Source organism: Nocardia sp. NPDC001965, from assembly GCF_053594175.1.
In genome coordinates this window covers 1-24,692 of record NZ_JBSFDZ010000053.1, presented here as the reverse complement: position 1 = coordinate 24,692, position 24,692 = coordinate 1, and the positions used below count along the sequence as shown (strand labels likewise).

General features: G+C 60.8%; 18 protein-coding genes and 6 pseudogenes. 17 read left to right on the top strand and 7 right to left on the bottom strand.

What is annotated here, in order from left to right; genetic code table 11:
- Positions 1 to 71: 71 nt before the first annotated feature.
- Both ACWCPQ_RS32725 and ACWCPQ_RS32720 read right to left on the bottom strand, forming a co-directional pair.
- A pseudogene (locus tag ACWCPQ_RS32725) lies at positions 72 to 320 on the bottom strand (transposase); the annotation flags it as partial.
- A gap of 130 nt (positions 321 to 450) precedes the next feature.
- On the bottom strand, positions 451 to 1,032 hold the full coding sequence (locus ACWCPQ_RS32720; protein WP_449906242.1) for a TetR family transcriptional regulator: 582 nt from the start codon (positions 1,030 to 1,032) through the stop codon (positions 451 to 453).
- Between the two features lie 92 nt (positions 1,033 to 1,124).
- On the opposite strand from ACWCPQ_RS32720, the gene ACWCPQ_RS32715 reads away from it, so the two are divergent.
- Entirely contained in the window at positions 1,125 to 2,360 is a 1,236-nt protein-coding gene (locus ACWCPQ_RS32715) for an MFS transporter (protein ID WP_449906239.1), read from the top strand.
- A gap of 54 nt (positions 2,361 to 2,414) precedes the next feature.
- The gene (locus tag ACWCPQ_RS32710) at positions 2,415 to 2,804 is read left to right on the top strand and encodes a nuclear transport factor 2 family protein (protein WP_449906236.1); all 390 of its coding nucleotides are present in this window, start codon (positions 2,415 to 2,417) and stop codon (positions 2,802 to 2,804) included.
- 372 nt (positions 2,805 to 3,176) lie between these two features.
- Here ACWCPQ_RS32710 and ACWCPQ_RS32705 read toward each other — a convergent pair whose 3' ends face one another.
- The 3 genes and pseudogenes from ACWCPQ_RS32705 to ACWCPQ_RS32695 all read right to left on the bottom strand — a co-directional run bounded on the left by ACWCPQ_RS32705 (position 3,177) and on the right by ACWCPQ_RS32695 (position 7,288).
- Complete coding sequence (locus ACWCPQ_RS32705) at positions 3,177 to 4,643, bottom strand: aldehyde dehydrogenase (RefSeq protein WP_449906233.1); 1,467 nt, start codon at positions 4,641 to 4,643, stop codon at positions 3,177 to 3,179.
- 547 nt (positions 4,644 to 5,190) lie between these two features.
- A pseudogene (locus ACWCPQ_RS32700) lies at positions 5,191 to 6,185 on the bottom strand (IS481 family transposase); the annotation flags it as partial.
- A 284-nt stretch (positions 6,186 to 6,469) separates the two neighbouring features.
- Positions 6,470 to 7,288, bottom strand: coding sequence for an MBL fold metallo-hydrolase (locus ACWCPQ_RS32695; RefSeq protein WP_449906231.1), 819 nt, complete (start codon positions 7,286 to 7,288; stop codon positions 6,470 to 6,472).
- A gap of 111 nt (positions 7,289 to 7,399) precedes the next feature.
- Here ACWCPQ_RS32695 and ACWCPQ_RS32690 point away from each other — a divergent pair, with 111 nt between their 5' ends.
- A complete protein-coding gene (locus ACWCPQ_RS32690; protein ID WP_449906228.1) occupies positions 7,400 to 8,008 on the top strand; it encodes a helix-turn-helix domain-containing protein in 609 nt (202 codons plus the stop codon).
- 767 nt (positions 8,009 to 8,775) lie between these two features.
- On the opposite strand, the gene ACWCPQ_RS32685 is transcribed toward ACWCPQ_RS32690, so the two are convergent.
- Positions 8,776 to 9,624 carry a sugar phosphate isomerase/epimerase family protein gene (locus tag ACWCPQ_RS32685; RefSeq protein ID WP_449906225.1) on the bottom strand — a complete coding sequence of 283 codons (849 nt, stop codon included), beginning with the start codon at positions 9,622 to 9,624 and terminating at the stop codon, positions 8,776 to 8,778.
- Between the two features lie 91 nt (positions 9,625 to 9,715).
- Here ACWCPQ_RS32685 and ACWCPQ_RS32680 point away from each other — a divergent pair, with 91 nt between their 5' ends.
- From ACWCPQ_RS32680 to ACWCPQ_RS32630, 11 genes and pseudogenes are all read left to right on the top strand, one after another.
- The gene (locus ACWCPQ_RS32680) at positions 9,716 to 9,928 is read left to right on the top strand and encodes a hypothetical protein (RefSeq protein ID WP_449906222.1); all 213 of its coding nucleotides are present in this window, start codon (positions 9,716 to 9,718) and stop codon (positions 9,926 to 9,928) included.
- Positions 9,929 to 10,192: 264 nt separating this feature from the next.
- A complete protein-coding gene (locus ACWCPQ_RS32675) occupies positions 10,193 to 10,903 on the top strand; it encodes a GntR family transcriptional regulator (RefSeq protein ID WP_449906220.1) in 711 nt (236 codons plus the stop codon).
- A gap of 42 nt (positions 10,904 to 10,945) precedes the next feature.
- Complete coding sequence (locus ACWCPQ_RS32670; RefSeq protein WP_449906217.1) at positions 10,946 to 11,779, top strand: SGNH/GDSL hydrolase family protein; 834 nt, start codon at positions 10,946 to 10,948, stop codon at positions 11,777 to 11,779.
- 493 nt (positions 11,780 to 12,272) lie between these two features.
- Positions 12,273 to 13,067, top strand: coding sequence for an alpha/beta fold hydrolase (locus ACWCPQ_RS32665; protein ID WP_449906214.1), 795 nt, complete (start codon positions 12,273 to 12,275; stop codon positions 13,065 to 13,067).
- 688 nt (positions 13,068 to 13,755) lie between these two features.
- Positions 13,756 to 14,595 (top strand): fumarylacetoacetate hydrolase family protein, encoded by an 840-nt coding sequence (locus tag ACWCPQ_RS32660; RefSeq protein ID WP_449906211.1) that lies wholly within the window; start codon positions 13,756 to 13,758, stop codon positions 14,593 to 14,595.
- Positions 14,596 to 14,609: 14 nt separating this feature from the next.
- Positions 14,610 to 15,533, top strand: coding sequence for a VOC family protein (locus ACWCPQ_RS32655; RefSeq protein WP_449906208.1), 924 nt, complete (start codon positions 14,610 to 14,612; stop codon positions 15,531 to 15,533).
- Between the two features lie 54 nt (positions 15,534 to 15,587).
- Positions 15,588 to 16,467, top strand: a pseudogene (locus ACWCPQ_RS32650) (IS5 family transposase).
- Positions 16,468 to 16,501: 34 nt separating this feature from the next.
- Positions 16,502 to 16,978: pseudogene (locus tag ACWCPQ_RS32645) on the top strand (IS701 family transposase); the annotation flags it as partial.
- Positions 16,900 to 17,184, top strand: coding sequence for a Tn3 family transposase (locus ACWCPQ_RS32640; RefSeq protein WP_449906260.1), 285 nt, complete (start codon positions 16,900 to 16,902; stop codon positions 17,182 to 17,184). The pseudogene ACWCPQ_RS32645 and the gene ACWCPQ_RS32640, both read left to right, overlap by 79 nt.
- Before the next feature lie 55 nt (positions 17,185 to 17,239).
- A pseudogene (locus ACWCPQ_RS32635) lies at positions 17,240 to 17,491 on the top strand (Tn3 family transposase); the annotation flags it as partial.
- A gap of 422 nt (positions 17,492 to 17,913) precedes the next feature.
- A pseudogene (locus ACWCPQ_RS32630) lies at positions 17,914 to 19,080 on the top strand (IS3 family transposase).
- A 727-nt stretch (positions 19,081 to 19,807) separates the two neighbouring features.
- On the opposite strand, the gene ACWCPQ_RS32625 reads toward ACWCPQ_RS32630, so the two are convergent.
- The gene (locus tag ACWCPQ_RS32625) at positions 19,808 to 20,386 is read right to left on the bottom strand and encodes a TetR/AcrR family transcriptional regulator (protein ID WP_449906205.1); all 579 of its coding nucleotides are present in this window, start codon (positions 20,384 to 20,386) and stop codon (positions 19,808 to 19,810) included.
- Between the two features lie 147 nt (positions 20,387 to 20,533).
- On the opposite strand from ACWCPQ_RS32625, the gene ACWCPQ_RS32620 reads away from it, so the two are divergent.
- The 3 genes from ACWCPQ_RS32620 to ACWCPQ_RS32610 all read left to right on the top strand — a co-directional run bounded on the left by ACWCPQ_RS32620 (position 20,534) and on the right by ACWCPQ_RS32610 (position 24,252).
- Entirely contained in the window at positions 20,534 to 21,469 is a 936-nt protein-coding gene (locus ACWCPQ_RS32620; protein WP_449906202.1) for an alpha/beta fold hydrolase, read from the top strand.
- An 11-nt stretch (positions 21,470 to 21,480) separates the two neighbouring features.
- A complete protein-coding gene (locus tag ACWCPQ_RS32615; protein WP_449906201.1) occupies positions 21,481 to 22,680 on the top strand; it encodes an amidohydrolase in 1,200 nt (399 codons plus the stop codon).
- A gap of 792 nt (positions 22,681 to 23,472) precedes the next feature.
- Positions 23,473 to 24,252, top strand: coding sequence for an SDR family NAD(P)-dependent oxidoreductase (locus tag ACWCPQ_RS32610; RefSeq protein WP_449906257.1), 780 nt, complete (start codon positions 23,473 to 23,475; stop codon positions 24,250 to 24,252).
- The last annotated feature ends 440 nt before the right edge of the window (positions 24,253 to 24,692 follow it).

Below are 24,692 nucleotides of genomic sequence, written 5' to 3'. Positions count from 1 at the left end.
TGTGGCAGGGCCGTAGAGGCGGGTTTCGGTCGTGAGGTGACGTTGGTGTCGGGTCACCCCAGGTCTCCGAATCACCGAAGGCGAACTCGCCACCGTGACGTGGTGGCCGGCCGTCGATTCCGGGTGCCATGCGGGTGCTCGGCGGCGCAGGACACGGTCCGACCGCCTCCGGCAGCAGCGGGCAGATCGGCCAGCAGGAACGCCAGCCGGGGTGCGTCGTATCCGGCGTCGGCGATGATTCGGATATCGGGGTCACCGGGGCGCCAGTGCCCGGCGTCGATCAGGTTGCCGATCACGGTTCGCAGCTGTCCGGCGGTGACGGTGGCAGCATCGTCTGTTAGTGGTCAGCAGGTTCTCCCCATCGGCGGACAGATGACTTAACACACAGGTGAACAGCGAATTTCCCCAATCGAACTAGTATTCAGGGGTCGAGCAAGGGGTGACTGTCGGCTACTCGGCGGACTCCCGCGGTGTGTTGGCGAGCGCGTGGACAGCCGAGGACACGGTTGCGCGAAGCTGATCGAGTGGGTACTCGGTCCCGAGGATCATGCGGCGTAGTTGCGGCATGGCCAGGCTCCATCCGACCAGGCCGAGGGTGAAGAACAGAAGAGCCTGGGGATCCTCGGTGCCCGTGACTGTCGCCTTTTCGGCAGCACTGATCTTTTCGAGGTAGTGCCGAGAGCGAGCCTCCTCCTCAGGGACGGGCTCGTCACCCATCTCGAGGGCTTCCCACAACAGCAGTCGGAGGCCTTCGGGGTGGGCGCGGTGGTAGTCGAACAGGGCGCTGGCGTAGGCCCCTAGATCCACATCGTCGCCGGGCGGAACGGCTTGGGCCAAGTCGGTCATCAACCGTTCCAGCACGGCGGCGAACAGTGCTTTTTTGTCGCCGTAGTAGTCGTAGATGGCGCGCTTGTTGGCCTTGGCGGTGGCCGCGATGCGGTCCACGCGGGCACCGGCGATGCCGTGGGCAGCGAACTCGCTCGCTGCCGCGGTAAGGATGCGTTCCTTGGTTGCCGCTGAATCGTATGCCACATCCCGAATTCTAACGAACCAGTTCGTTTGACAAGCGCCTGCGCTGGTTCTAATCTCCGAACCAACTAGTTCGATCGCTCTTGGAGGCGGCTATGGCCAACACGGAAAAGCAGCAGATCCCCGACTTATCCCGTAATGCCGGACCGTTGGTGCGACCACAGTTGTTCGCGATGATGGCGATCTGTAGCGGCGCGACCGTGGCCAATGTGTATCTGGCTCAGCCGCTGCTAACGTTGTTCGCTCGCGATCTCGGGGCCGGGCCGTCGTTGGCCGGGTTGGTGGTGACGTGCGCGCAGTTCGGGTACGCGGCGGGGATCCTGTTTCTGGTGCCGTTGGGTGACGTGCGACGCCGTCGGCCGTTACTGGCAGTGCTGTTGAGCGCGACGGTGCTCGCGCTGCTGCTCGCCGCGGTCGCTCCGAACCTGTCCATGGTGGCGGCGTCCGCGGCGCTGGTGGGCGGGTTCACCGTGATCCCGCAGGTGCTCGTTCCGCTGGCGGCCGAATTGGCCCCGCCGCAGCGGCGTGCCTCGGTCGTCGCCGGAGTGCAGATCGGGTTGATGACCGGAATCATCGGATCCCGCGTGATCGGCGGTGCGGTCGGTGAGATGCTCGGCTGGCGGGCGGTCTACTTACTCGCAGCTGTGCTCACCGCCGCGTCGGGGCTGCTGACCGTGACATTGGTGCCGCGAGAATCCGCCCGTACCAACGTCATCGGATACGGGCGGCTGCTGGCGTCGCTGCCGCGGCTGCTGCACGACGAACCGGCGTTACGGCAGTCGTGCCTGCTGCACGCGACCCTATTCGGAGCGTACACCGTCACCTGGACCTCGCTGGTGCTGGTACTCACCCACGAGCCCTACCATTTCAGCACCGCAACAGCGGGTCTGTTCGGCGTATTGGGACTGGCGGGCGCGTTCGCCGCGCCGTGGGCGGGACGGTTTATCGACCGGCGCGGAGCTCTGCCCATCATCACCGCCGCCCTGGTTTTGACGCTAGTCTCGGCGGGCGCGTACGCGCTCGGCCGGACCGGGCTGGCGTTCATGGTCGTGGCGATCGCCGCGGTCAATGTCGCGGTGCAGTGGAGCCAGATCGCCAACCAGGCACGCATTTTCTCCTACCTTCCCAACGCTCGCAGCCGCGCCAACACCGTCTACATGGTCGCGGTCTTCCTCAGCGGCGCGATCTGCGCGGCGCTGGCCGGCGCCTGCTACGCCGCTTTCGGATGGTCCGGTGTCTGCGGGCTGCAAGCGGTGCTCGCGATCGTGGGCCTGACAGTCCTTCCTGTCGCGCGACGCTTCGACCGAAGCCACACACCGGTCGCCGCGTGAGCGTCGACAGCTTCCTAAATTTCACCAATCACCACCCTACGAAGGAGCCACCATATGACTATGCCCGCGATGCCCGCCGCAGTGATGCAGTTCTTCACCGCTTCTCAGGCCGGTGATGCCGACGCCTGGGCCGAGGCGTTCACCCTCGACGGCGCTTTCCATGATCCGGTCGGCGACCCGCCGATCGTCGGCCGCACGGCGATCCGCGATTTCATCGCCTCGGTCCTGCCGAACTTCAGCCCGTTCCTCGGCCTCACCCCGCGCGAAGCACACATTGTCGGTGACTCGGTGGCGGTCTCGTGGAGCGGCGCGGCCGTCACAAGCAGCGGCACACCGGTGAATTGGTCGGGGATCAACGTTTACGACCTCCACGAGGACGGGCTGATCCGCGAGGCACGCGCCTACTTCAACCGAGCCATCTTCCAAGCCCAACTCGACCGATAGCGCCCAGTCACCCTGAACCCAGGGCTTGGTCGGCGGCAGCTGTGAAGTCGAGCGAGGAGATTATGGAGATTCTGGCCGTGCGATGGCCTGGGCGGCGGCATAGGGGGTGCCGTACTCATCGAGCCGTTCGAGAGCCAGACGCACAGCCTTCTCACGAACCTCGGGCGGGTAACGCTTCGACATGATGGGAACCATCATCCTCTAGGAAGAAGCCGTCCAATCCGTGACGGTTCATACCTGCGTGCGAGAGCATCCAGATGACAGCGCGGTCGGACGCTTCACGGTATTGAGCCCATTCGGGCGAATCCTGCGAAACGCGCAGTGGGAACGTTCGTGGGACACCCCTCGAACGTCCCCACGCAGTGCCCCGGATCAGCGATAGATCGTTTGATACTGCAAGTATCCAGCGAGCCCCTCGGGGCCGAGTTCGCGACCTATACCGCTGTCTTTGATGCCACCGAAGGGCGCGACGGGGTCGGGGATGTACCGGTTCACGCCGATAGTTCCGGTGCGGACTCGGCGAGCGACAGCGGCGCCGCGTTCGCTGTCACCCGTCCAAACCGTGCCGCCGAGACCGAAGTCGGAGTCGTTAGCGATCCGGATCGCATCTTCGATGTCGTCATAGGGAATGAGAGACAGCACCGGTCCGAAGATCTCTTCCTGAGCAATGGTTGCGCTGTTATCGACGTCAGCGAAGACGGTCGGTTCTACAAACCAGCCACGTTCCAGATCTTTAGGGCGCCCACCGCCGACAGTGATTCGGGCCCCTTCGTCGACCCCTCTGGCAATGTAGGTCTCAACGCGGTCACGCTGCCGGGCAGTCGCCATCGGTCCGATCTGGGTGGCAGGGTCGGCGGCGGCGCCGACAGTAAGTGAGCTGGCCAGTGCGGTGAAAGCATCGACCACCGCACTGTAGCGGTTGCGCGGCGCCAATATGCGTGTGGCGAGATAGCAGGTTTGTCCGTTGTTGAACAGCGTTGCGCCGAAGAGCCCCTCTCTGATCCGGGTGAGGTCAAGGTCCGCGTCATCGAGGAAAATGGCTGCGGACTTGCCTCCCAGCTCGAGAGTGACCGGTCGCATCAACCGGCCACAAGTTTCCGCAATCGCTCGGCCGGCAGCGGTCGATCCGGTGAAAGCGACTTTGTCGACGTCGGGATGCGCGACGAGATGGGCCCCGACCTCGCGGCCGCCGGGCACGATGTTGATCACGCCCGCCGGGACTTCAGCTTCCTCTATTGCTTCTGCGAGCAGGTACGCGTCGAATACGGTTTCCGGAGATGGCTTGATCACGAGGGTGCAGCCGGCGGCCATGGCGGGCGCGATCTTGAACATCGTGAGTGTCTGTGGGAAATTCCATGGCACGATGGCCGCGACCACTCCTACCGGAACTCGGTTGACATCGATTGGACCGCCGAAAAGTCCTTCTCGGGTCTCCGTGAGCGACAAGGTGCTCGCCAGCTTGGCGTAGTAGCGAAGCACGGTGCTGGGATAGCCGATTTCAAGCTGTCGCGCTACAGCCACAGGCATGCCATTCTGCGCACTGATGCGAGCGACGAACTCCTCCGCACGTGCGTCGATGGTGTCGGCAAGCCTCAACATGACCTCTGCTCGACGGGCGGGCTCCCAACTTGCCCACCCAGTAGGAGCATCGAATGCGGCTCGCGCGGCAGCCACAGCAGCGTCGATATCGGCTTCTGCAGCCTCAGGGACGTGACCAAGGACCTGTTCGGTACTCGCATCGACCGGCGTGATCAAACGGTTGGTGCTGGGCTGCACCCAGTCACCTCCGATGAAGAAGGTGTTGTAGGAAAGGGTTGTGTCTGGGGCTGACAGTGTCATCGTCGACTCCTGAGAACGGTACGGAACGAAGGTCAGGTGAGCGTCGGTCTTGGCTTGAGTTCCTTCCGGAACCGAAACGCCGCTTCGATGCTTTGCATTCGAAGGAGCAGGATCAACCAATCTCTCGAGAGAAGATCGCCTCAGTTGATGCGTTGCCAGCGGCTACAGAGGTGACGCGCACTATTCTCGCTCCTTCCTGCGATTAGCGACGCATCAAATCTATGGCAGGTGTTCAGGGGTGCTGTGTTCAAATCGTGAACACTTCGTGTCTGCATCCGTGAGCGCCGCGGCGGCGCAAACTGGCTCGAGGCGCCTCGTAGCGAAGTCGCCTGCATTGATTTGACCCTGCGCTAATGTGCGCGTGGCGTAGCTTGGGCTCGGGCCGCACAACACAGCAGCCGTGACGCCGGTCCCACTGTTGTGTGGTCGCCGAAGAACAGGTTTGCGCCACCGTCCGAGCCGCGGGGCAAGTGACCCGGTGCCGGGGGGACCCTGGCGGGTGAATCGCACAACTATTGCGATTCAGGGATTTGGCGGCGTTCAACTGGGTGTATGAGGCCATGACGTTGGTGACGCCAGCATATAGGCGGCCGGCTGGTGGCCGGTTTCCGGCGGCCGAATGAGGTCGATGATAGTTGTAGTGGATATTCCAGATGCTCAACGCTTGCCGGCGTTGCAGGTCCGAGGTCCATTCGCGGGCATAGCGGAGTTCCTCGGCCAGGACCCGGTTGTAGCGCTCGACCTACCCGTCGTGGAGAGGTGTGTAGGGGCGGATCCGCTGGTGACGGGCTGCGTGCAGGACCGTCGCGAAGACCCGGGCCTTATAGCAGGACGCGTTGTCGGTGGCGACACGGTGAACATAATCGATGCCGTGGGCAGCGAAGGCCCGTGCTTGGTGCACGAAATCGACTGCGGTAATAGCTTTCTCGTCATCGAGAGCTTCTGTATAGGCCAGCCGAGAGTAGCCATCGACCGCCGAATGCAGGAACAGGCAACGAGCCCGGGTGCCGCGCTTCTTGGCACGGGCCGCGGCTTTGGCTTGCTCAGAACCGGCGCCGTGGATGCGCCAGCCGCCGCCGTCGGGTATCCGCTCGGTCTTCTTCACATCGACGTGAACCATATGAACAGGCCAGCGAGCCACGATACGGCGTGGTGTCCGGTTGCTGTCGCAGTTGGGGCTGATGAACCGGCGGCGGTTCAATCCAAGATGCGTGAGCTGGCGGGTCGGGGTGCGCACCGCGATGGCAACACCTGCGATGTCGAGTTCGAACGCGATGCGCCGGGCTGACCACTTGTTGATCCGGCGTAACTGTTCGATCCGGGCCACGACCTCGACCGATGTTGCCCCGGGCTGACGATTCGGTATCGATGGCCGGTCGGCAAGACCTGGCTCACCGAAGCGGCGCCACCGATTCACACATTTTGATGCGCATTGACAGGAGATGCCCATCTCGGCAGCGACATGGGCGATCGGCCGATGTTGACAGCGTCGAACGAGGCGGCGTCGGCCTCGGCCGACTGCGGGGCATTACGGTGGGCCATGGACGGGTCTTTCCGGTCGAGTTGATGGGGGATTGGCGTTTTCCATCCTGCCGCAGGAAAATCCGTCCCTTTCAACTCACCCCGACCCCAACGCCAACAACCTCATGACCCGCAACAACTAGGTGAACGATCAATCTGACCGTCCTTCAGAAGCGCGGTGCATACGGAAGCCACAGGCGGTATGCGTTGCTAAACTTCGACACCTCATCCTGGCGCTTGGTCGAAGTCCCGGGATGCCCTCATTGGCCGCTATCGCGAGCACGGTCCGGAGCCGAGTGCCTCGATCAGCCGATTGGTGGTACGAGATATTCCAGCGTATAGCCGTCGTCGGCGAGGGTGACGCTGGCGATGCCGGGTGAGTCGAGGTGCGCGCCGGCTACGAGGTGGTGGGGTCGGGTCAGTCGCTCGAGTAGGATAGCTCGTGCAGCGCGAGCTTGGGTCTGATTGTCGTCGAGCTCCCAGGACACACTCGGCTGATCGAATTGGAGCGTGGGAACGTGAACGGTGTCGCCCCATGCAAGCAGGTGGCCGGTGCCGCTCCTGATGTCGTAGACGGTGTGACCGGCTGTGTGGCCCGGAGTCGGGATCGCGGTGGTCCAGTGATTGATCGCTACTTGCTTGGTCACGGGTACGACCCGGTCGCGGATCGGCTCGAGCCGCCCGGTGAACACCGAGGTGTCGCCGGCGCCGATCCACACGCGCTCGAGTTTGGTAAACGCCTCTGAACCGTCCGGCGCGATCAGACCGCTCACGTGATCTTCGTGCTTGTGGGTGATGGCCACATCGGTAACCTGCTCGCGGTCGACTCCCGCTTCGTCGAGCGCGTCGTGGAGTAATCCCATGGTGGGTTCGTGCCAGGCGTTGGACGCGCCGGTGTCGATTAGGACCGACACCGTACCATCGGTAACGAAGAAGGCGTTGACCGACAGCCGTAGATTGCCGCCTACCAGCGGCACGTCGGCGGGCAGATCACCGAGCGGGCACCCGTCCTGGTCGCGAAGCCGGGTCGGCGGCATGTCGATATAACCGTCTCGCAGCGACACCACCTGCAGGTCGCCGAATTCGAACGTGGCATGGTGCTGGCCACTTGAGATCAAACGCATGGAACCTCCGTCGTATCGGACACATATAGCTGCGTCTCCTATAGAAGAGTACATCTTCTTTCGGAGAAACATATGCTGTGGTGGCGAGATACCTATCAATGGAGGAGAGCAGTGCTCGAGCGAGACGGAGAAGCGGCGGGACCACAGCAAGTTGACGACCTGGTCGGCGCGTTCGGCGATAACGTGCGGCGACGCCGCGAGGCGGCGGGCCTGACGTTGGATCAACTGTCCACCCAGTCGTCGGTCAGCCGGGCGATGCTGTCCAAAGTTGAACGGGGTGAGAAGAGTCCGACGATCGGCATAGCGTCCAGGATCGCCTACGCACTCGATGCGTCACTCTCGGACCTGATCGGTGCACCAGTTGCTGCTGCGTCTGGTGCGGCTGTTGTCATGCGCAAGGATGATCGCCCCGTTTTCCGTGACCCGGAAACCGGCTTTGAACGGCACATAGTCTCAGCGGCACCGGGGGCGGGCGGAGCCGAGATGGTTATCCACTACCTCCCCGCGCAGGTCTCCACCGGGCTGCTGCCTGCGTATCCAACGGGTACGGAGAAGCAACTCGTGGTGCTCGAAGGCGCCCTAACCGTCGCAATCGGCGGAATCAGTGAGACCCTGAACACCGGCGATTCTCTATTCTTTCAGGCCGACGCGTCCCACGGCTTCGCCAACCGGACCAATGCTCCCTGCGAATACATCATGGTCATCTCACGCAGAACCTGAGCGGCCGCAGCTAGCAGACCTTGACGAAGTTGGCTGAACCAGCACCGAACGGCCACGTTTGTTGGGAATAGCCGAATTGCGAGCGGCTCCGCGACGTGGGGCTCACCCCTGGCCCTCTACCGGCGACCGAACGGCCGACGCGGACCGGGCGCATGGACATCGACCGCTCGCCACGAGCTGGCAAGCGCACTCGAATCCCCAGCGCCACAGAATGTTCAGGAACAAATCCGCATCGGAGCCAGTACGTTCCGAATTGGAAGATGGCCGTGTGCTCGCACGCCAGTTAAACGAAGCCGCGTCCAGTCTCTGGTCGCCTTCACTTCTACGAATTCCAAACCTATTGTTTCACGCTCGGGCTCCTATCGACCCGCTAGTCGATCTCTCGGCTCCAACGGCATGAGCCGCAAAGCCCCTCGCGCTCTACCCCTCTTACGGGCCCCGGGCCCTGGACCTCTATCGGCGGCAACGAAACTCTCAGTGGGAAACTCGGCCGACCGAGCTCGCGACGAGGGAATTCATCATCACGCGCGTGCATTGGCGGGACCGAACTCGCTCACAACGAATGGGAGCTGGCCAACTTGCCCACTGCCAATTTCGTGCCTGTCTCGATAGGTTACGTTCCGCGGTTGCCGGAAGTCTGACGAGGAGAAACGGTGGCTCTGGCAGTCCAAGGCCCGGTCAGTAGGCTGCCGCGAAACAACCGAGTTACCCGGAGCTTTGACTGTTTGGCGGTGTTGCTTCCTATCACAAAGAGGCGGTCAGCTCGATCATTCGATGTATGACAATTCGGTCATGAGCTGCTGAGTGGTGGAGCCGAGTAGCCGTCCGGCGGCTGTGGGAGTCAGCGTGTCGAGAACGTCGGAGAACACTTCTGGCCCTATGAGGTCGGGTTCACGGTGGCGAACGATCGCCGAGCAGATGCCAGCTAGTGGGAATCCTCCTCTGCCCGCCATCTCTCGGTGATGAGATGTCTCGAAAATTATGTCGTCGCTGATTGGTTCGGAAGGGCCATCGGCTACCTGTACGCTGATTGGCAAAGTAGCGGCGACACGTTCAAGGGTGTCGTAGTCCTGGTTGCCGCGCTGGAAATGCCAAGTATCGAGCATCAGTCCGCCGTTGCTGCACTCGGCATCTTCGAGTATTCGTTCCGCGGCGGCGATATCGGGAACGCCCCAAAATGGCATAAACTCGAGGTAAACGGGCACCCCGCGAGCATCGGCGCCGAGGCACAGCTCGCGGAAACCGCGCACGATCACGTTGCGTTCGAGTTCGCCGATGCCGAACACGGCTACCGCCAGCATGCTGCGCAGCTGGAACAAATCGACCAGCTCAAAGCATTCCTCTATTGTGTAATCGAAGCGGTCGCGCTGGTTGGCATCGGCTCCTGCCGGTATGCGAATCGGAGCCCAGCCGGTCACTGTATCCAAGTGAAGATTGATTCCGTGGTCGCGGGCGGCCGCCAGAGCGTCGGCTGGACTGCCCATCTGCGCAGAAGCCGCTCGTAGTGCACCGGGGGTGAGCCCGAGCCCACCAAAGCCGGCTGTCGCTGTGGCATGCAATTGATCGAGGTATCCGTAGGTGCGGACACTGGCTTCCCACATCACGAGTTCAGTCATCGGCGTGGTGTTCCTTCCAAAAGGTCGGCTAGTGCAATGCCTTCGAATGGCCGCTTGCGGCGGTCTCTTGATTTGTGCCCCATCGTGCAGTATGAAATCTGTCCCGTACGTTTTCGTCGAGAACGACAGCTATCGCGGCGCGCGTGTATCCGCTGTCTCCGTCGATGTTCGAACGGCAATCCTGCAGAACGTTCAGGATTTCGATGATTTCATCAGCGGGGTCATCCCGGGATCGAGGGTGGCCTTGGCGGGTGTGCCGACAATCACCGCAGCCAGTGGCTGGGCTGGCACAGGAACGGAATGAACCCGTATCGCTTGACTTTCGATAGGCGGCAGCGTTGGTACGGGTGACCCGTCTACGGCGACTGTGCATGATGCCGTCGCGATGTGGGTTGCTCCTTGCCTACCTCCTCGCTGCCGCTCCGTCTCGACCGGCGTGTCCACGATGCACGATCCAACTGAGCAAGTCAACATTCTTGTGCACACTTTTGTGCCTATCTGTGGTAGATTGCTAAAATCTGCTCTGATGATGAGCTATCTTGTGTACAAGTCGGAGAGGTAGGGAACCATGGCCGCCCGTGACCAGAAGACAGTTGAACAGGTGTACGAGATGCTGAAGCGGGACATCATCCGGGGTGTCTATGTGCCGGGACAGCCGCTCTCGCAATTGCAGATCGCTAGCGCTATGGGGATCAGCCGAACGCCTTTGCGTGAGGCATTCCGCCTACTTGAGCAGCAGGGGCTGGTAGTCCCAGAGCATAATAAGCGTTTTCGAGTAGCCGATTTCAGCGTCGCGGATCTCGAAGAGCTCTATGCCATGAGGATCACGCTCGAAGGCTATGCCGCCCGCGTCAGCGTGCCGCGATTGAGCGGTGCCGAGCTTGAAGAAATGGCAGAACTGTCCATTCGAATGTCCAACGCTGCGGACGAAGAAGATTACGACAGGTGGAATCCGCCACATGTCGCCTTTCATAGACTCCTTCTTTCCCGATCCGGGCCGCGGGTGTTGATCCAGATCGACCATCTATCGGAACACTCTGAGCGTTACCGCTATGCGTCTACCCTGTCGCATCTGCCATTTTCCTGGATGCAGGGACGAGCAGACCATGAGGCATTATTGGATGCGGCACTGGCGCGCGACGGAAACGCTGCGGCTATCGCCATTGCGAGACACTACGGCCGGGTTGCCCTGAGCGTAATATCGTTCGCCGCACCAGAACATGATCCGGTGAAACTCCGGATCGCGATGGGTGTCTCGATCGCTGCCGAACTTGTGTGACCTAAACGTCATATCTTATAGATTCTAAAGGAGTCAACGTCAATGACCGATCCGATTTCTGGCTCACCTGAGTACGCCATCCAGTTCACACACGTTGATTCGGCACTACGTCTCTCGGATGGACATTCGATAGCCGACCATTGTCTGGCTGAACTAATTTACGGCACCGACGCGGAAACTGCGGCGAAGGTTCGCGCCGAGATCGCGCATCGAGTCCGCCTGGCCGCTGACGAGCTGCTCGAAGACGCCGCATTCGCGACATCCTTCGCGGCCGTGCCTTTCAGTAGTGACGACATCATTGTCGCCTATGGAGATTCGATGACGGCAGATCTCTATTCTTGGGCGCATATCCTTGCTGCAATAATTGATCGAGTCGGCCAGGCCGGTCGGCCAACCATCGTTAACTTGGGTCGATCGGCCGACACAACTACTCATCTCATCGAGCGATTCTCCAGTGTGGTTGCAGCCAGGCCGACGCACGTCATCGTTCAGGTGGGTACTAACGACGCGAAGGAATTCGATTTCACCCCTGGGACAACGCTCGTTCCACTCGATTGCACTCGCCGCAACGTTGCGGTAATAGATGAGGGAATTAGGTCGATCGGCGCTACAGCAACATGGATACTTCCGCCGAATTTCTACGCACCGGCCGTATTGAATTGCGAAATGTGGGCTGATCAACGAATTAGATGGATTCCAGACAATCTCGATCGGGTGCGGGGCGAAATTCGAAAAGCAGTTGGAAGTACGGTTGATCTGTCAGAAACATTCAATGGCCCCGGTCTGCCTTCTCTGATGCTTGAGGATGGCCTGCATCCGAATTTACGGGGCCATCAGTCGATCGTCAAAGATTTGATCGCCCGCTTGGCTGTATAGCTTCAATTCGTACTGCCAGTAAGCGGTTTATTTTCTCTCAAATCTTGCTCTTGGAAGATTTTAGGAATGTAGCGCACTTACGGGATGCATCGGGCTCTCCGGAAAAGTATGTCGCCACGAAAGGAAGCGCCAAGATATGTCTGCAGCATCTATTAGGTCAAGCAAAGGGGCAGTGTGCTATTAGCATCGGAGCATGTTATGCACCGATCCGGAAAGAGAGGCCAATCTCGTCCACGGTCTGATCCGTTGAATCAGCCGTCGGATCGACCGGGTTCCGCCTCCTCTTCGCGGCCGGCCGATCAGCCGACGCGGGGCTTGCATAGCTGCGCGGGCTACCTGGATATCGGACGAGTTTCGGCCGTTACGAGGCGAATTCGACATGACACGAGCCGACCTTAGCCCTGCGCCAGTAGTAGGCCCTGTCGCTATCCTCGCTTCCCCCGCCTCGCTTCTGTATACAAGGACAATCAGAGATCAAAGGAGACATGCGCGTATGTCCATCAACCTACCTAGAACCAGTCTCGGTAGCGTGGTGCGAGGTGCCGGCCCAGGGCTGCTGCTCGCTCACGGTGCTGGCGGCGGTATCGATGCAAACTACGGCCCTATCATGGACCACCTGGCCGCGCGCCACACCGTTGTCGGGCCCGACTATCCCGGGACTGGTCGCAGCCCGCGTGCAGAATCTTCACTTTCCCTGGACGGCTTGGCTGACGATCTGGTCGCCAGCGCAGTGAAAGAAGGGTTACAGACTTTCGCTATTGCCGGATACTCCCTTGGTGGCCCAGTCGCCATCCGGGCCGCCACTCGTCACCCCGATCGGGTCACTGCGTTGGTCCTAACCGCGAGCTTTGCTTACCCTAATCCACGTTTTCTGCTGGCGGTTCGTCTGTGGCGCGAGCTGCTCCACAGGAACGAGCTGGAGCGTATGGCAGGTTTTCTTTCGCTCATCGGTATCAGCGCTTCCGTCGCGGACGCCCTAGGCCAGGACGACCTCGACGCGATTATCGACACCACAGTGGCTACACTTCCACCTGGAACCTTAGAGCATCTCGATCTGCTCATCGACCACGTCGACGTACGGGCTGATCTATCAGGGATTACAGTGCCGACCCTGATAATCTCCACTACGCTCGATCAACTCGTGACTCCCTATCACCACAGGCAACTGGCAAATGCTATCCCGGGGGCACGCTATGCGGAGATCTCGACGGGGCATTTGCCCTTCATCGAGAAACCTGAACAGTGGAGCACTCTAATTCTCGATTTCCTCCACGAAATTCGTACCTGAGGCCGGCATGGCCAGACTGTCCAATCTGCCGCTGGTGACTCGCTGGCAGAGTTACCGGGACATGCGTTGGTTGTTCACAGGCGCCCCGGCGAGGCCCTGCTTCTGTCGGTGCGGATGGCATGCGCTGCGGAGGCATGGGCCCGGTGCTACTCGGAGGATTGACCACAGCGGCCCTAATTGGGCGTGCTCGGTAAGCTCGGCGCGGAGCCCACGAGGTCTTTTGCGAGCCAGAGATGTCCGGTCAGCGCCGCACTAGCCTGGTCAGGCCTCTCGGGCCATCGTGGCTTCGAGTTCTTCACGTTGTCGGTGGCGACGTCACGATTGTCCGATGATTCGCCATCGGTGGTAGAGGTTCAGCCAGTTCCCACAGCGTCTGCGCGACGACCCGTCGCGATTCCCGGGCGATGTGCATATTCGATCGGGCATTGCAGTGTGGGAAATCGAACTAACCACGTAATATGATGAAGTCTGTCGGGTACCGAATGGAAATCAATATGGCTCGATATAATGGCCTACCTGCGCCAGTCGACTAGGCGCTTGACAAACCGCTCGCGCTCTGATGTGGCAGCGTTTCGCGGCCTAGTGAATAGTTGTGAGATTTCAAGTAGTATGTGGACTTTTGCGAAATTGTATATATGAGTATTTGGTGGCGGATCTTCCGGCCGATTATTGAGAAGGAACATGATTTATGCGTATAGCGAATGTCAACGGACGATTGGCAATCGATGATCAGTCAATCTGGATCGATGTGGAGCATGCAAGCGGTGGTCGGTTTCTTGCCGATCCGCAGGCGGTATTCGAGCGATGGGAAGAGTTTGCCGATTGGGGTCGCGATCGTTCCAGCGGGCTTGAGGCTCCCCGGGCTGATCAAGTGTTAGGGCCGCCTGTGCCGTCACCGAGACAAGTTTTTGCAATCGGACTCAACTATCGTGCGCATGCGCTCGAGTCGGGATTCGAGCTCCCAGCTTCACCTCCCGTTTTTACAAAATTTCCCAGCTGCATTACGGGCCCGACCGGTAAGATAAACCTTCCTGAGGGCTCGGTGGATTGGGAAGTAGAGCTGGTAGTAGTGATTGGGCGGATCGCCCATCGTGTCCCCGAAAGTCGCGCGTGGGGGCATGTGGCGGGCCTGACGGTCGGTCAAGACCTGTCCGAACGTCAGCTGCAGCACGCTGGTCAGGCGCCCCAATTCAGTTTGGGTAAGTCCTTCCCTGGCTTTGGGCCGATTGGACCGTGGCTTGTGACTCCGGACGAGGTGGAGGATCCGGATGATCTGCCGTTGACGTCGGTCCTGAACGGTGAAGAAGTGCAGAAGGGTCGGACGTCTGACATGATATTCTCGGTACCCGATCTCATCGCTCGGTTGTCAGCGGTTGCCACTCTGTATCCGGGAGACGTAATCTTCACGGGAACGCCCGCGGGCGTCGGTGCGGGACGCCGCCCACCACGTTTTCTGTCCGCGGGAGACGTGCTGGTCAGTGCGATTGAGGGAATTGGGCACCTGAAGCACTCTTTCGACGCCGATTGATTAAGGGATATATTATGGCTTTGCACAGATTGGAATCAATTACGGTCGGTGTGCCCAATACAGCCGAGACCGCCCAATTCTATAGAGAATTCGGCCTGACTGCCGTCAGACCGAGTTTTTTGGCAACTATCGATGGCGGTGAGCAATTGCAGATTGTTGCTCACCCAACTAGGCGGTTATTGAGTATGACCATAGCTGCTGACGACATCGACGATCTTTACCGTATTGCTCAGCGGATGAAGCGTTTGTCTAATCCGTTTGCGATGCTGTCCGACCGTTTGGTCGCTACTGACCCCGTAACCGGAATCGAAGTGTCGGTGCAATTGAGACCTCGGCGAACTCTGCCGGTTGCGGCCGCGCCGGTGTATAACGGGCCTGGGCGGGCGGAACGCCGGGAGCGCCGAGCGGCTGGAGTGCTGCGCACTGGCCGGGTTCAGCCAAGGAAACTCGGCCATGTCGTTGTTGGATCTACCGACCAGGATGCGAGCACGCGGTTCTTCGTCGACGGTATCGGTTTCAAGATCAGCGACCGCGTTCCGAATATGGCGTCATTCTTACGCTGCTCGGCCGACCACCATAACTTGCTGATTCAGCAGGCTCCCGTGAACTTTTTGCACCATACCGCATGGGAGGTCGATGACGTTGACGAAGTCGGCCGCGGCGCGACAGCCATGCTAGAGGACCATCCCGAACGGCATGTATGGGGACTAGGTCGCCATCACATTGGATCGAATTTTTTCTGGTATTTGAGGGACCCGGCTGGGAACTTCAGCGAATACTACAGCGATCTCGATTGCATAATAGACGATCAGCTGTGGAGCCCGGAGACTTTCGAAGGTGCTCGAGGACTGTTCAACTGGGGGCCGCCGCCACCACCGTCCTTCCTTCGACCAGACGATCTAGCTGGGCTGATGGCTGGCGCTAACGATCTGGGGTGAGCTAAAGAGGACGTGTTACGTGGGTGTAATTCGTTGTCCGGCATGATGTGACCCGTGGTCGACAGGCTTGCTCAACGATGGGTTCCAGATACGTTGTGGGGCATCATGAAACCGTTGCTCTCCTAGTTCACGCCCAGGCCGCAGGGGTTGCGGGACCGCTCCCGTTGACGAACGTGCGGTGTTGCCGCTGTGATGTTCGTGTTGACCGGCAGTTGCGCGTGGCGGCATCTGCCGCCGTCGTTCGGGGTCAGCGTTCCGACTGCGCATCGCCGGTTCATGGTGTGGGCTGATTCCGGGGTGTTCGATGCTCTGCATCGGGAGATCCTCGACCGGCTCGGAGCCTCCGGCGAACTCGATTGGAGCGCGGCGATCCTGGACGCGGCGAGCGTGCGGGCGAAAAAGGGGCTCACTGGACGGCCGCAGCCCGATCGGTCGCGGCAAGAAAGGATCGAAGATTCACGTCATCTCCGATGCGAATGGGATACCTCTGGTCACCGGCATTTCCGCTGGGAAAACCCACGCTTCGGTGAAGCTGGCGCAGATGGTCGAGTCGATCCCACGGGTGCACTCGAGGCGATGCCCTTGCCATGGCGAACCCACCGAACTGCGGGCCGACAAGGGCTACGACGTCGACATTCACCGCTGCTGGCCGCGGGCGTGCTGGATCATTCCCCGCATCGCTCGTCGTGGGGTCGAGGATCTCACGAGGTCGGGTCGTCATCGGTGGAAGATCGAGCGCACCATTGCGTGGTTGATCGGATACCGGCGATTGACAATCCGCTGCGAATGCCATCGCCGTCTCTTCGTAGCATTTCTACAACTCGCCGCAGCGCTCACCGGGCTACAAGAAACTATCCACCTAAGACATCCTCTGCTACTTCAGCTCTACTTGGTTATGTTGTGCGGTAAGGGCGTTCGTCGTGTCGCTCGGTGAGGACCTGGCTGTGCGAGTAGCCGGGCTGGATGATTTGTTGGGCTGGTTGTGGGGCGTTTCTATCGTGCGGAGCCGCGGTGTGGGCGCGGATGTATGTGCGGGGACTGTTGGCGCCGTTGGCGGGGAAGAATGGCTGGACGCTTGCCGAGGCGGCTGGTGGTCTGACGCCGGATGGGATGTTGCGACTGTTGAACAAGGCTGCGCGGGAAGCGGATAGGGTGCTTGATGACGTGTGCTCCTATGCGGTCGAACATCTCGGTGATCTCGGTGGTGTGTTGATCGTCGATGAAATCGGGTTTCTCAGAAAGGTAATCAAATCTGCTGGGATGCAACGTCAATACTCGGTTACGGAAGGGCGGATCGAGAAACGCAGCTGGGTGTCTTCTGTGCCTACGCCACCGGCAAAGGCCGCACATTGATCGACCGGTAGCTGTGTTTGCCCAAGTCGTGGACCGAAGACCTCGACCGCTGCCGGGAGGCGAACATTCCCGATGGCGTGGAATTCGCCACCATGGCCTTTGGCGCAGCTGTGGGTGCGGTGGCCTGCTCGCCTCGGTTGACGGTATGCGGTTCGTGGTACCGCCCCGCGCGACCTATGCGTGCCCGAACCCGCAGTGCCTCGGCCGCAAAAGGGGCATCACCTGGCTGAATATGCTCAGCGATCAGTCCGCCGGCCTGACGGCCAAGGCGATGTTCGCACGCCACGCGACTCGTTGAACTTCATCGATGTCGTGCAGCTCCCTCAGGGCGGGAGAAGCCCGAAGCCACCACTGATACCGGCTCGTACTCCGACATCCTGTGCGGTCTGGTGCATCTCATCGATGAGAAATATCGGCCACAGCTGGCGAACCTGCCCGATCGGCGGTTGTGGCGGGTCGACTCGACCGCCGACTGCGGTCCGCGCAACCAGGCCGCGCGGGGACGCATCGATACCGGAAAGAGCGCCGCGCACTGGGAGGACATGCGCTGGATCGAGGTGTCGATCCATGCGTGCGAGGCCTCACCCAGACGTTCACCCGCATGATCTCCCGGGACGGGAGCCCCACCGGCCGGTCCGGGCGATCGCGCACTACTGGCGGATCTTCAAGACCCGTGCATTCTGCGCCTGGCCGACGCCGATCCGAATCGGCGAGAATGCTAGCCCCAGACCAATTTCATCGAGCGCCGCCACGACCTGGGGCGGCGAATCTACCGCGGGAAGAAGGAAGCGGTGATCCGCCGCACTTACCACGAGGGCATGGAAGATCAGCTCTCTAGTTGAATCAGTGAATTCCTGCGTCGTTTATCGGCGAACGGTCAGCAGCCGCAGCAGCCAGCGTGCCTGATCGACCGTAGCGTCGGCGGCCTGTTCGGTCATTCCATGCCGTCGCGGTGAGGCGGGGGCTGCTGCACGGATAGGTGACATCGATCTGGCTTGCCGAGAGGTGAGCCTGGAAGGATGTCATCGTGCCCAAGCCCTACCCGCAGGAGTTCCGTGACGATGTGGTCCGGGTCGCCCGAAACCGTGAAGAAGGAGTGACTCTCGACCAGGTCGCCGCCGATTTCGGGATCCACCCGATGACCTTGACGAAGTGGATGCGTCGAGCTGATATCGACGAGGGCAACAAGCCCGGAACGACCAGAAGCGAGTCCGATGAGCTGCGGGAATTGCGGCGCCGCAACCGTTTGCTCGAGCAGGAGAACGAAGTGCTGCGCCGGGCTGCGGCGTATCTGTCGCAGGCCAATCTCCCGGGAAAAGATTCTACCCGCTCGTGAGCGAGCTCGCCGCCGACGGGATCCCCGTCGCGGTCACCTGCCGGGTACTGAACCTTGCTCGCCAACCCTATTACCGGTGGCTGGCCGCGCCGGTCACCGAGACCGAACTCACCGAGGCCTATCGCGCGAACGCCCTGTTCGACGCCCACCGCGACGACCCGGAGTTCGGCTACCGGTTCCTGGCCGACGAAGCCGATGCCGCTGGTGAACCGATGGCCGGGCGCACCGCCTGGCGGATCTGCTCGGCCAATCGCTTGGAGTGCGTTCGGCAAACGCCGGCGCGGCAAGAACGGCCGACCGGGCCCGCCGGTGCACGACGACCTCGTGAAACGAGACTTCACCGCGCATGCACGAAACCACTTGTGGCTCAGCGATATCACCGAACATCACACCGGTGAAGGCAAGCTCTACCTCTGCGCGGTCAAGGACGTGTTCTCCGGCCGGATCGTGGGCTACTCGATCGACTCGCGCATGAAGTCGAGGCTCGCGGTCGCGGCATTGAACAACGCGGTAGCCCGCCGCGGCGAGGTCGCCGGCTGCATTCTGCACACCGACCGCGGTTCTCAATTTCGATCCCGACGTTTCGTTCACGCCTTGAACCGGCACCGGATGGCCGGCTCGATGGGCCGGGTCGGTGCGGCCGGGGACAACGCGGCCATGGAGAGCTTCTTCAGCCTGCTGCAACGCAATGTTTTGGACCGACAGCGGTGGCACACCCGCGAACAGTTGCGGATCGCGATCGTGACCTGGATCGAACGCACCTACCACCGCCGTCGCCGCCAAACCCGGCTCGGCCGGTTGACCCCGGTCGAATACGAAGCGATCATGACCCCAGCAGCAGCCGGTCAGGCTGCCTAACTACTGTCACCTGATCGTGCAGCAGCCCCGCGGTTGTCATGCAGAACTACCTTTCGTCGTCGGCGGGCGGCGGTGCAACTGGTCATAGGCAGCGACCGACCACAGTCGACCTCGACCGGACGCTCGATCAGCTACGCGATCAGGGCTGTCCGGTGTTCGACGCCGACGCCGACGCCGCACGGTTATCGCGTTCATCCACAGCCCCATCGGCTTTGACGACCACTGCACGGTTCCCATTTCGATGCCCTTCCCGCGCTACGGCAGGAAGTTTCCCGAGTGGTCGAACATCTGCCATAAGACCTTAACGCTCGACAGATGCCCCTCGACCCCCGGTTCAAGCTGTTGCCCAGGCTCGGCGCGGTCGCTGCCGGTCTGATGCCGAAGCAAATCTTGTCGGGCACTCGCGCGTACTTGACCAGGCCCATACCGAGGTATGTCCCGACAACTTCATCAGCATCGGAGGGGACGCGTCTTGCGGTCGATGTGGAACAGCCGCCAAAGTGGGCGCCTGGCCAGCACCCGGGGTAATAACCGTGCAGTACCGGTCTGCCACCAGATAGTACAGTCCGGCCTGGGCGGACATTGATGATCGCTGCCGCTTTCTACGAAGCGGGCCGCTGGCGATGCGGAAGTGGGCAGAACACGCAGTAGATGCTGAAAGCGTTGCGTTCGAAAGGCGGCTGAGTCCGGCTACGGTGACGATCGGGGGAGATGGCGAACTGTTCGCTTACCGGCTTGCGTCCGCCTCGAGTGGGAGGATGGCTGCAAAAGTCTCGAATGCACGGGCTATACGTTCATTGTCGCCAGTGGTCAGCAGGTCGAGCAGGAGGCCACGGCAGGTGGCGATCGCCAAGGTGGCCTTAGTAGTCGCGGTGTCATGGTCGTAGTTGTCTTCGAACGTTGCGGTCAGGATCCGCAGCCAATCGTTCACGATATGTGCCAAGAAGGGCTGGTAGATCTGCGGCTGCTGGAGTGCATTTCCGTAGATCTCGAACAACAGTCGGTACAAGGGGGCGTGTTGTGAGTCGGATAGCCAGGCCCAGGCGCGCTCGATGATGCCATAAGGGTCCCCGTCGGTCGTGTCCTGGATGTCGACGGCTTGCAACATTCGCTCGCGGACCTCGCTGATGATCGCCGCGAGGAGTTGATCCCGACTGCCGAAGTGATGAACGAGAGTGGTGGTTGTGACGCCCAGGTTGCGGGCCAGCGGCCTGAGTGACAGGTCAGAGAGGCCGTGGGCGATAACGTAGTCGCCCGCGGCCTGGAGGAGCCGTGCTCGCCGCTCGTGATCTACCGGACGTGCCATGATGCACCTTCCCATTCCTTGAACAGTTGTGCTAGCCTAGCACTGCAGTTGTTAGAACGACTGTTCAATGAACTTTCCGCCTTGCGCAGCGATCGCGAGGCTCGTCGGCCTTGCTGTGTCGACGACGAGTGAAAGAGAGTCCTCTCGATGGAGCTTGATATGCGGACCGCCCTGATCGGGGCGGGGGCCGTCCTTCCGATTGTGAAATACCTGCGCGACGAGCCGGGGGTGATGGGGTCAGGGGTTCGGCAAGACGCACCGGGGTCACTGATCCGTCTACGCCACGGAGTCACGCACTACGAACTTGCTGGGCCTGCCGAAGGAGAACCGGTTCTATTCCTCTCTGGAGCCACGTTGCCGCTGTGGATTTGGGACGGTCTTTTCGAAAAAGTCGCGAGTGCGGGCGCCCGAGCGATCCGGTATGACCGTTACGGTATGGGCTTCAGCGACCGCCCGGATATCGACTACGACTACGACTTGTTCGAAGCTCAAATTCTCGATTTGCTCGATCATCTCGGTATCAAACGTCCAGTAACAGTCGTAGCGCTGGCGTTCGGAGGCCCTATCGCCGCTGAGTTTGCGGTACGTAACTCGCAACGAGTTGCAAGGGTTTGCATGATTGCACCGGATGGATTCGGCGTTCCGCTGAATCTCGGCCTCAGGATCGCAATGCTTCCGGTGATCGGTGAGCCTTTCTTCAAGATCATTGGAGACCGGGCCCTGCTGGCGCGCGTACCGGGATATTCTCAGGACCGCCGTGTCGTCACGCAAATAGAAGCTAGATTCAGGCCCGAACTTCGATACAAAGGATTCAAGCGGGCGCTGTTGTCGGCGCTTCGACATGTTCCGATCCACGGCGCTGAGTATTTGTACAGGTACCTCAATACGTGTGGGATTCCTCTCCAAATCCTGTGGGGCGACAACGATCGAGTTACGCCACCGCCGAGCCAGGATGTCGTGAACGAAGTCTTCTCAAATGCCGATGTCCGTTTCTTTGATGGGGTAGGTCACCTGCCGCATTTTGAACGACTAGACGAAACGGTAGACGCGCTGGCCGAATTCATGTCGAGTAGCGCCGAGTAGTGAGGCATTCAATGTCAATTTCGGCCAACATCCTTAAGCGCAGGGTTTGTGATGATGTCGATCGCATTGCAACCACGCTGGTGGACCTGAGTCATCGGATCCACTCCAACCCCGAACTCGCGTTCCGTGAACACCGCGCCAGCGCTTGGATCGCGGATCTACTGAGGGCCGAGGGTATTGCCGTCGAACAGCCGGCCTTCGGGATCGATACCGCGTTCTGTACCGAGTTCGGTCCGTCAGGGGGCCCAAAAGTCGCAGTTGTCTCCGAATATGATGCCCTGCCAGACATCGGTCATGGATGTGGGCACAACATCATTGCCGCGATCGGTCTTGGTGCAGCGCTAGCGCTACACGGCTTAGGTAACGATCTACCTGGCGCAGTGCGGTATCTGGGTACTCCTGCAGAAGAACGCGGATGCGGTAAGGAAGCCATGGCTCTCGCCGGCGCGTGGGACGGAGTCGACGCGGCAATGATGCTTCATCCGGCAAACGTCGATATGAAGGCTGTGCGCACCCAGTATCTCGCCGACGCTACCGTTGTGTTCCGAGGACATACTGCTCATGCGGCATTGGCGGCCGACGCTGTTCGTAGTTCTTTGGATGCAGTGGTACTGGCCTACCAGGCGATAGCCCAGCTGCAAGCGCATATGAAACCCTCTGAACGCGTCACCGGCGTGATCACAGAGGGCGGCGCTGTGCCCAATGTACTACCAGATGCGGCATCTTCTGCCTACTATGTGCGTGCTGCCTCTACTGCGGATCTTGCGGTTCTGAAGAGGCGTGTCGAGGCCTGCCTGCAGGCAGCGGCTGCGGCTACCGGCTGCGAACTCGAACTTTCCTGGGGGGAATTCGAATATCGCGACATGAGGATCAATGAGCCTCTCGCTGACACCTATCAGCGGAATGCCGAGACCTTCGGTCGCGTATTTACCCCGTACGAGAACTATCCAATCGGCGGTTCCGACATGTCTAATGTCAGTCACCGGGTTCCGGTTTTGCACGGCATCATCGCTTCGACTGATGAACATGTCCAGTTGCACACCCGAGCTTTCACTGCGACTGCGGTTGGCGATACCGCCACCCGCGCTGTCATCGAAGGCTCGAAAGCGTTGGCCATGACCGCCATAGATTTTCTCACTGACAAGGGCCTGAGGGAGAGTGTCTACGGCGCTTTCGCAGGGCAGCGCGGCCGGATCGAGGCACCGTTGTAGACAGGTTGAAACCTTCCTCTGAGTGGATGCGTTTCAACTCTGCGCCGGTGACGCAATGTCTGCGACCACAACCGTGCCCGGTGTCGTTGGTAGTCATATTGTCGATACCAGGCGTTGAGGTCTTCTCTCCTGTTGATCTACTTGGTCAACGTCACGTCGCCGGATTGTGTCCGAACTTGATCTGGATCGGATCTCTGTTGGATCGGTGAGGCGGGTCCGAGTTCTCCCCAAGGCCTAGGGAATCGATCCGATACACCACATTCGATCCAACGCAGAGAGGCCGCTGGTCGTCGTAACCTGAAGGGGCCGCCTGGGTCGGCGGACTGATGGCAAGCAGGTAGCGGTCTCTCGGGGGCGATCTCGGCGACGACGGGCATGCCGGTCGTCTCGGCGACGCCGGGCATGCCGGTCGGCGTTGATAGGTTAAACGGAGGAGCCGCCGACCTTGCTGAGATAGCATTCAGCCAGTTGCTTGATGCCAGCCATCACGGGATAGTATTCCCACAGCGTGGAAATCTCGCGTTTCTGTCGGCGGCAAGATGTACCTCACCTGGGAGAATAATATGGGGCGCTGATAGGCATTTAGCGTTGAAGAACATCTCAAATTGAGTAGATGCCAAGTCTTCACCAGCACGGGGCCGGCTGAGAATGCGTTGGCGGCTGAACCATGTGCGGGTGCTCTGTGGATAACAGCCTATTATCTGCGGCATGGCCCATTGCGACCGGTTGGAACCGATGGGAGGCCGCGCATGAAGCGGCCGTGTTGACCACGGCAAGAAGGGAAGCGGCGTGATGGCGAAGGTGCCAGTCGGTCTAGGGACGGATATTGCAGGGCAGGTGGCTCTGGTCACCGGGGGCTCGACTGGGCTCGGCCGAGCTATCGCGCTGGGCCTGGCATCCGCTGGTTGCACGACGATTGTGGCCAATAGGCGGCCGGAGGCGTGCTTGGAGGCGGCCGCCCAGATCTCTGCCCAGACGGGCCACGCTGCGGTGGGTCTTTCCTGCGACGTGACCGATGAGGACGCGGTACACGACCTCGTCGAGAAGGTCGTCACCGAATACGGCCGTTTGGATGTTCTGGTGACCAGCGCGGGGGTCCAGGCCCGAGGCGAACTGGGGGCGCTCGATGCTGTCACGTTACGTCGCTGCCTGGATGTCAATGTCGTCGGAACCTTTCTCGCCTGCCAGGCGGCTGTACCAGTGATGCGCGGTGCCGGGTACGGTCGCATCGTCACCCTGGCTAGTGCTCTCGGTCTTGTCGGTGCCGCAGGCCGGGCTGGCTACGCCGCCAGTAAGGGTGCGGTCGTGCAACTCACCCGCAGCCTTGGCACCGAACTTGCCGGCACCGGCGTCTGTGTCAACGCTCTGGCCCCAGGTCCCTTTCGCACGCCATTGAACGACGGCATCGATGATGACCCGCAAGTAAGGGACTTTCTCGACCATCAGGTCCCGATGGGGCGCTGGGCCGACCCTGAGGAACTGGTCGGGGCGGCAGTTCTGTTGTCCAGCCCAGCGGCCTCCTACATCACAGGTGCCGTAATTCCGGTCGATGGTGGCTGGACTGCCCACTGACGGACGAGCCCACAGCTACCCCGGACTCCAGGCGAGGGTGATTCGGCGATGGCCGAGCTGAGCCGCCGCACGGTAAGGGCGAATGCGAGCCCAGCGAAGACGCACTCGGCCGCCCCCCGCGGCGGGTGGACTGCAAACTATATCTGGCCTGCGAAGATGCCAAGGGTGCTACGCCAGAGCCGAGTAATGATCAGGCCGCGATCTGCCCACTACCCAACACTTCGATACAGGCCTTATGAAAAGAAGGGGGCTGCTGCACGGATAGGTGACCTCGTGACCTGCCCCGTCGGTCGGGTTCCAGTTCGGGTTGCTAACTGACAGCCTTACCGAAAGGCTGCTCCACGCGCCACGTGCTTACCCCACCGAGTTCCGGACCCGAGCCATCGCTTTGGGTCCGGGCAGGCAAACCCGCCAAGCAGACCGCAGTCGAACTGGGTATC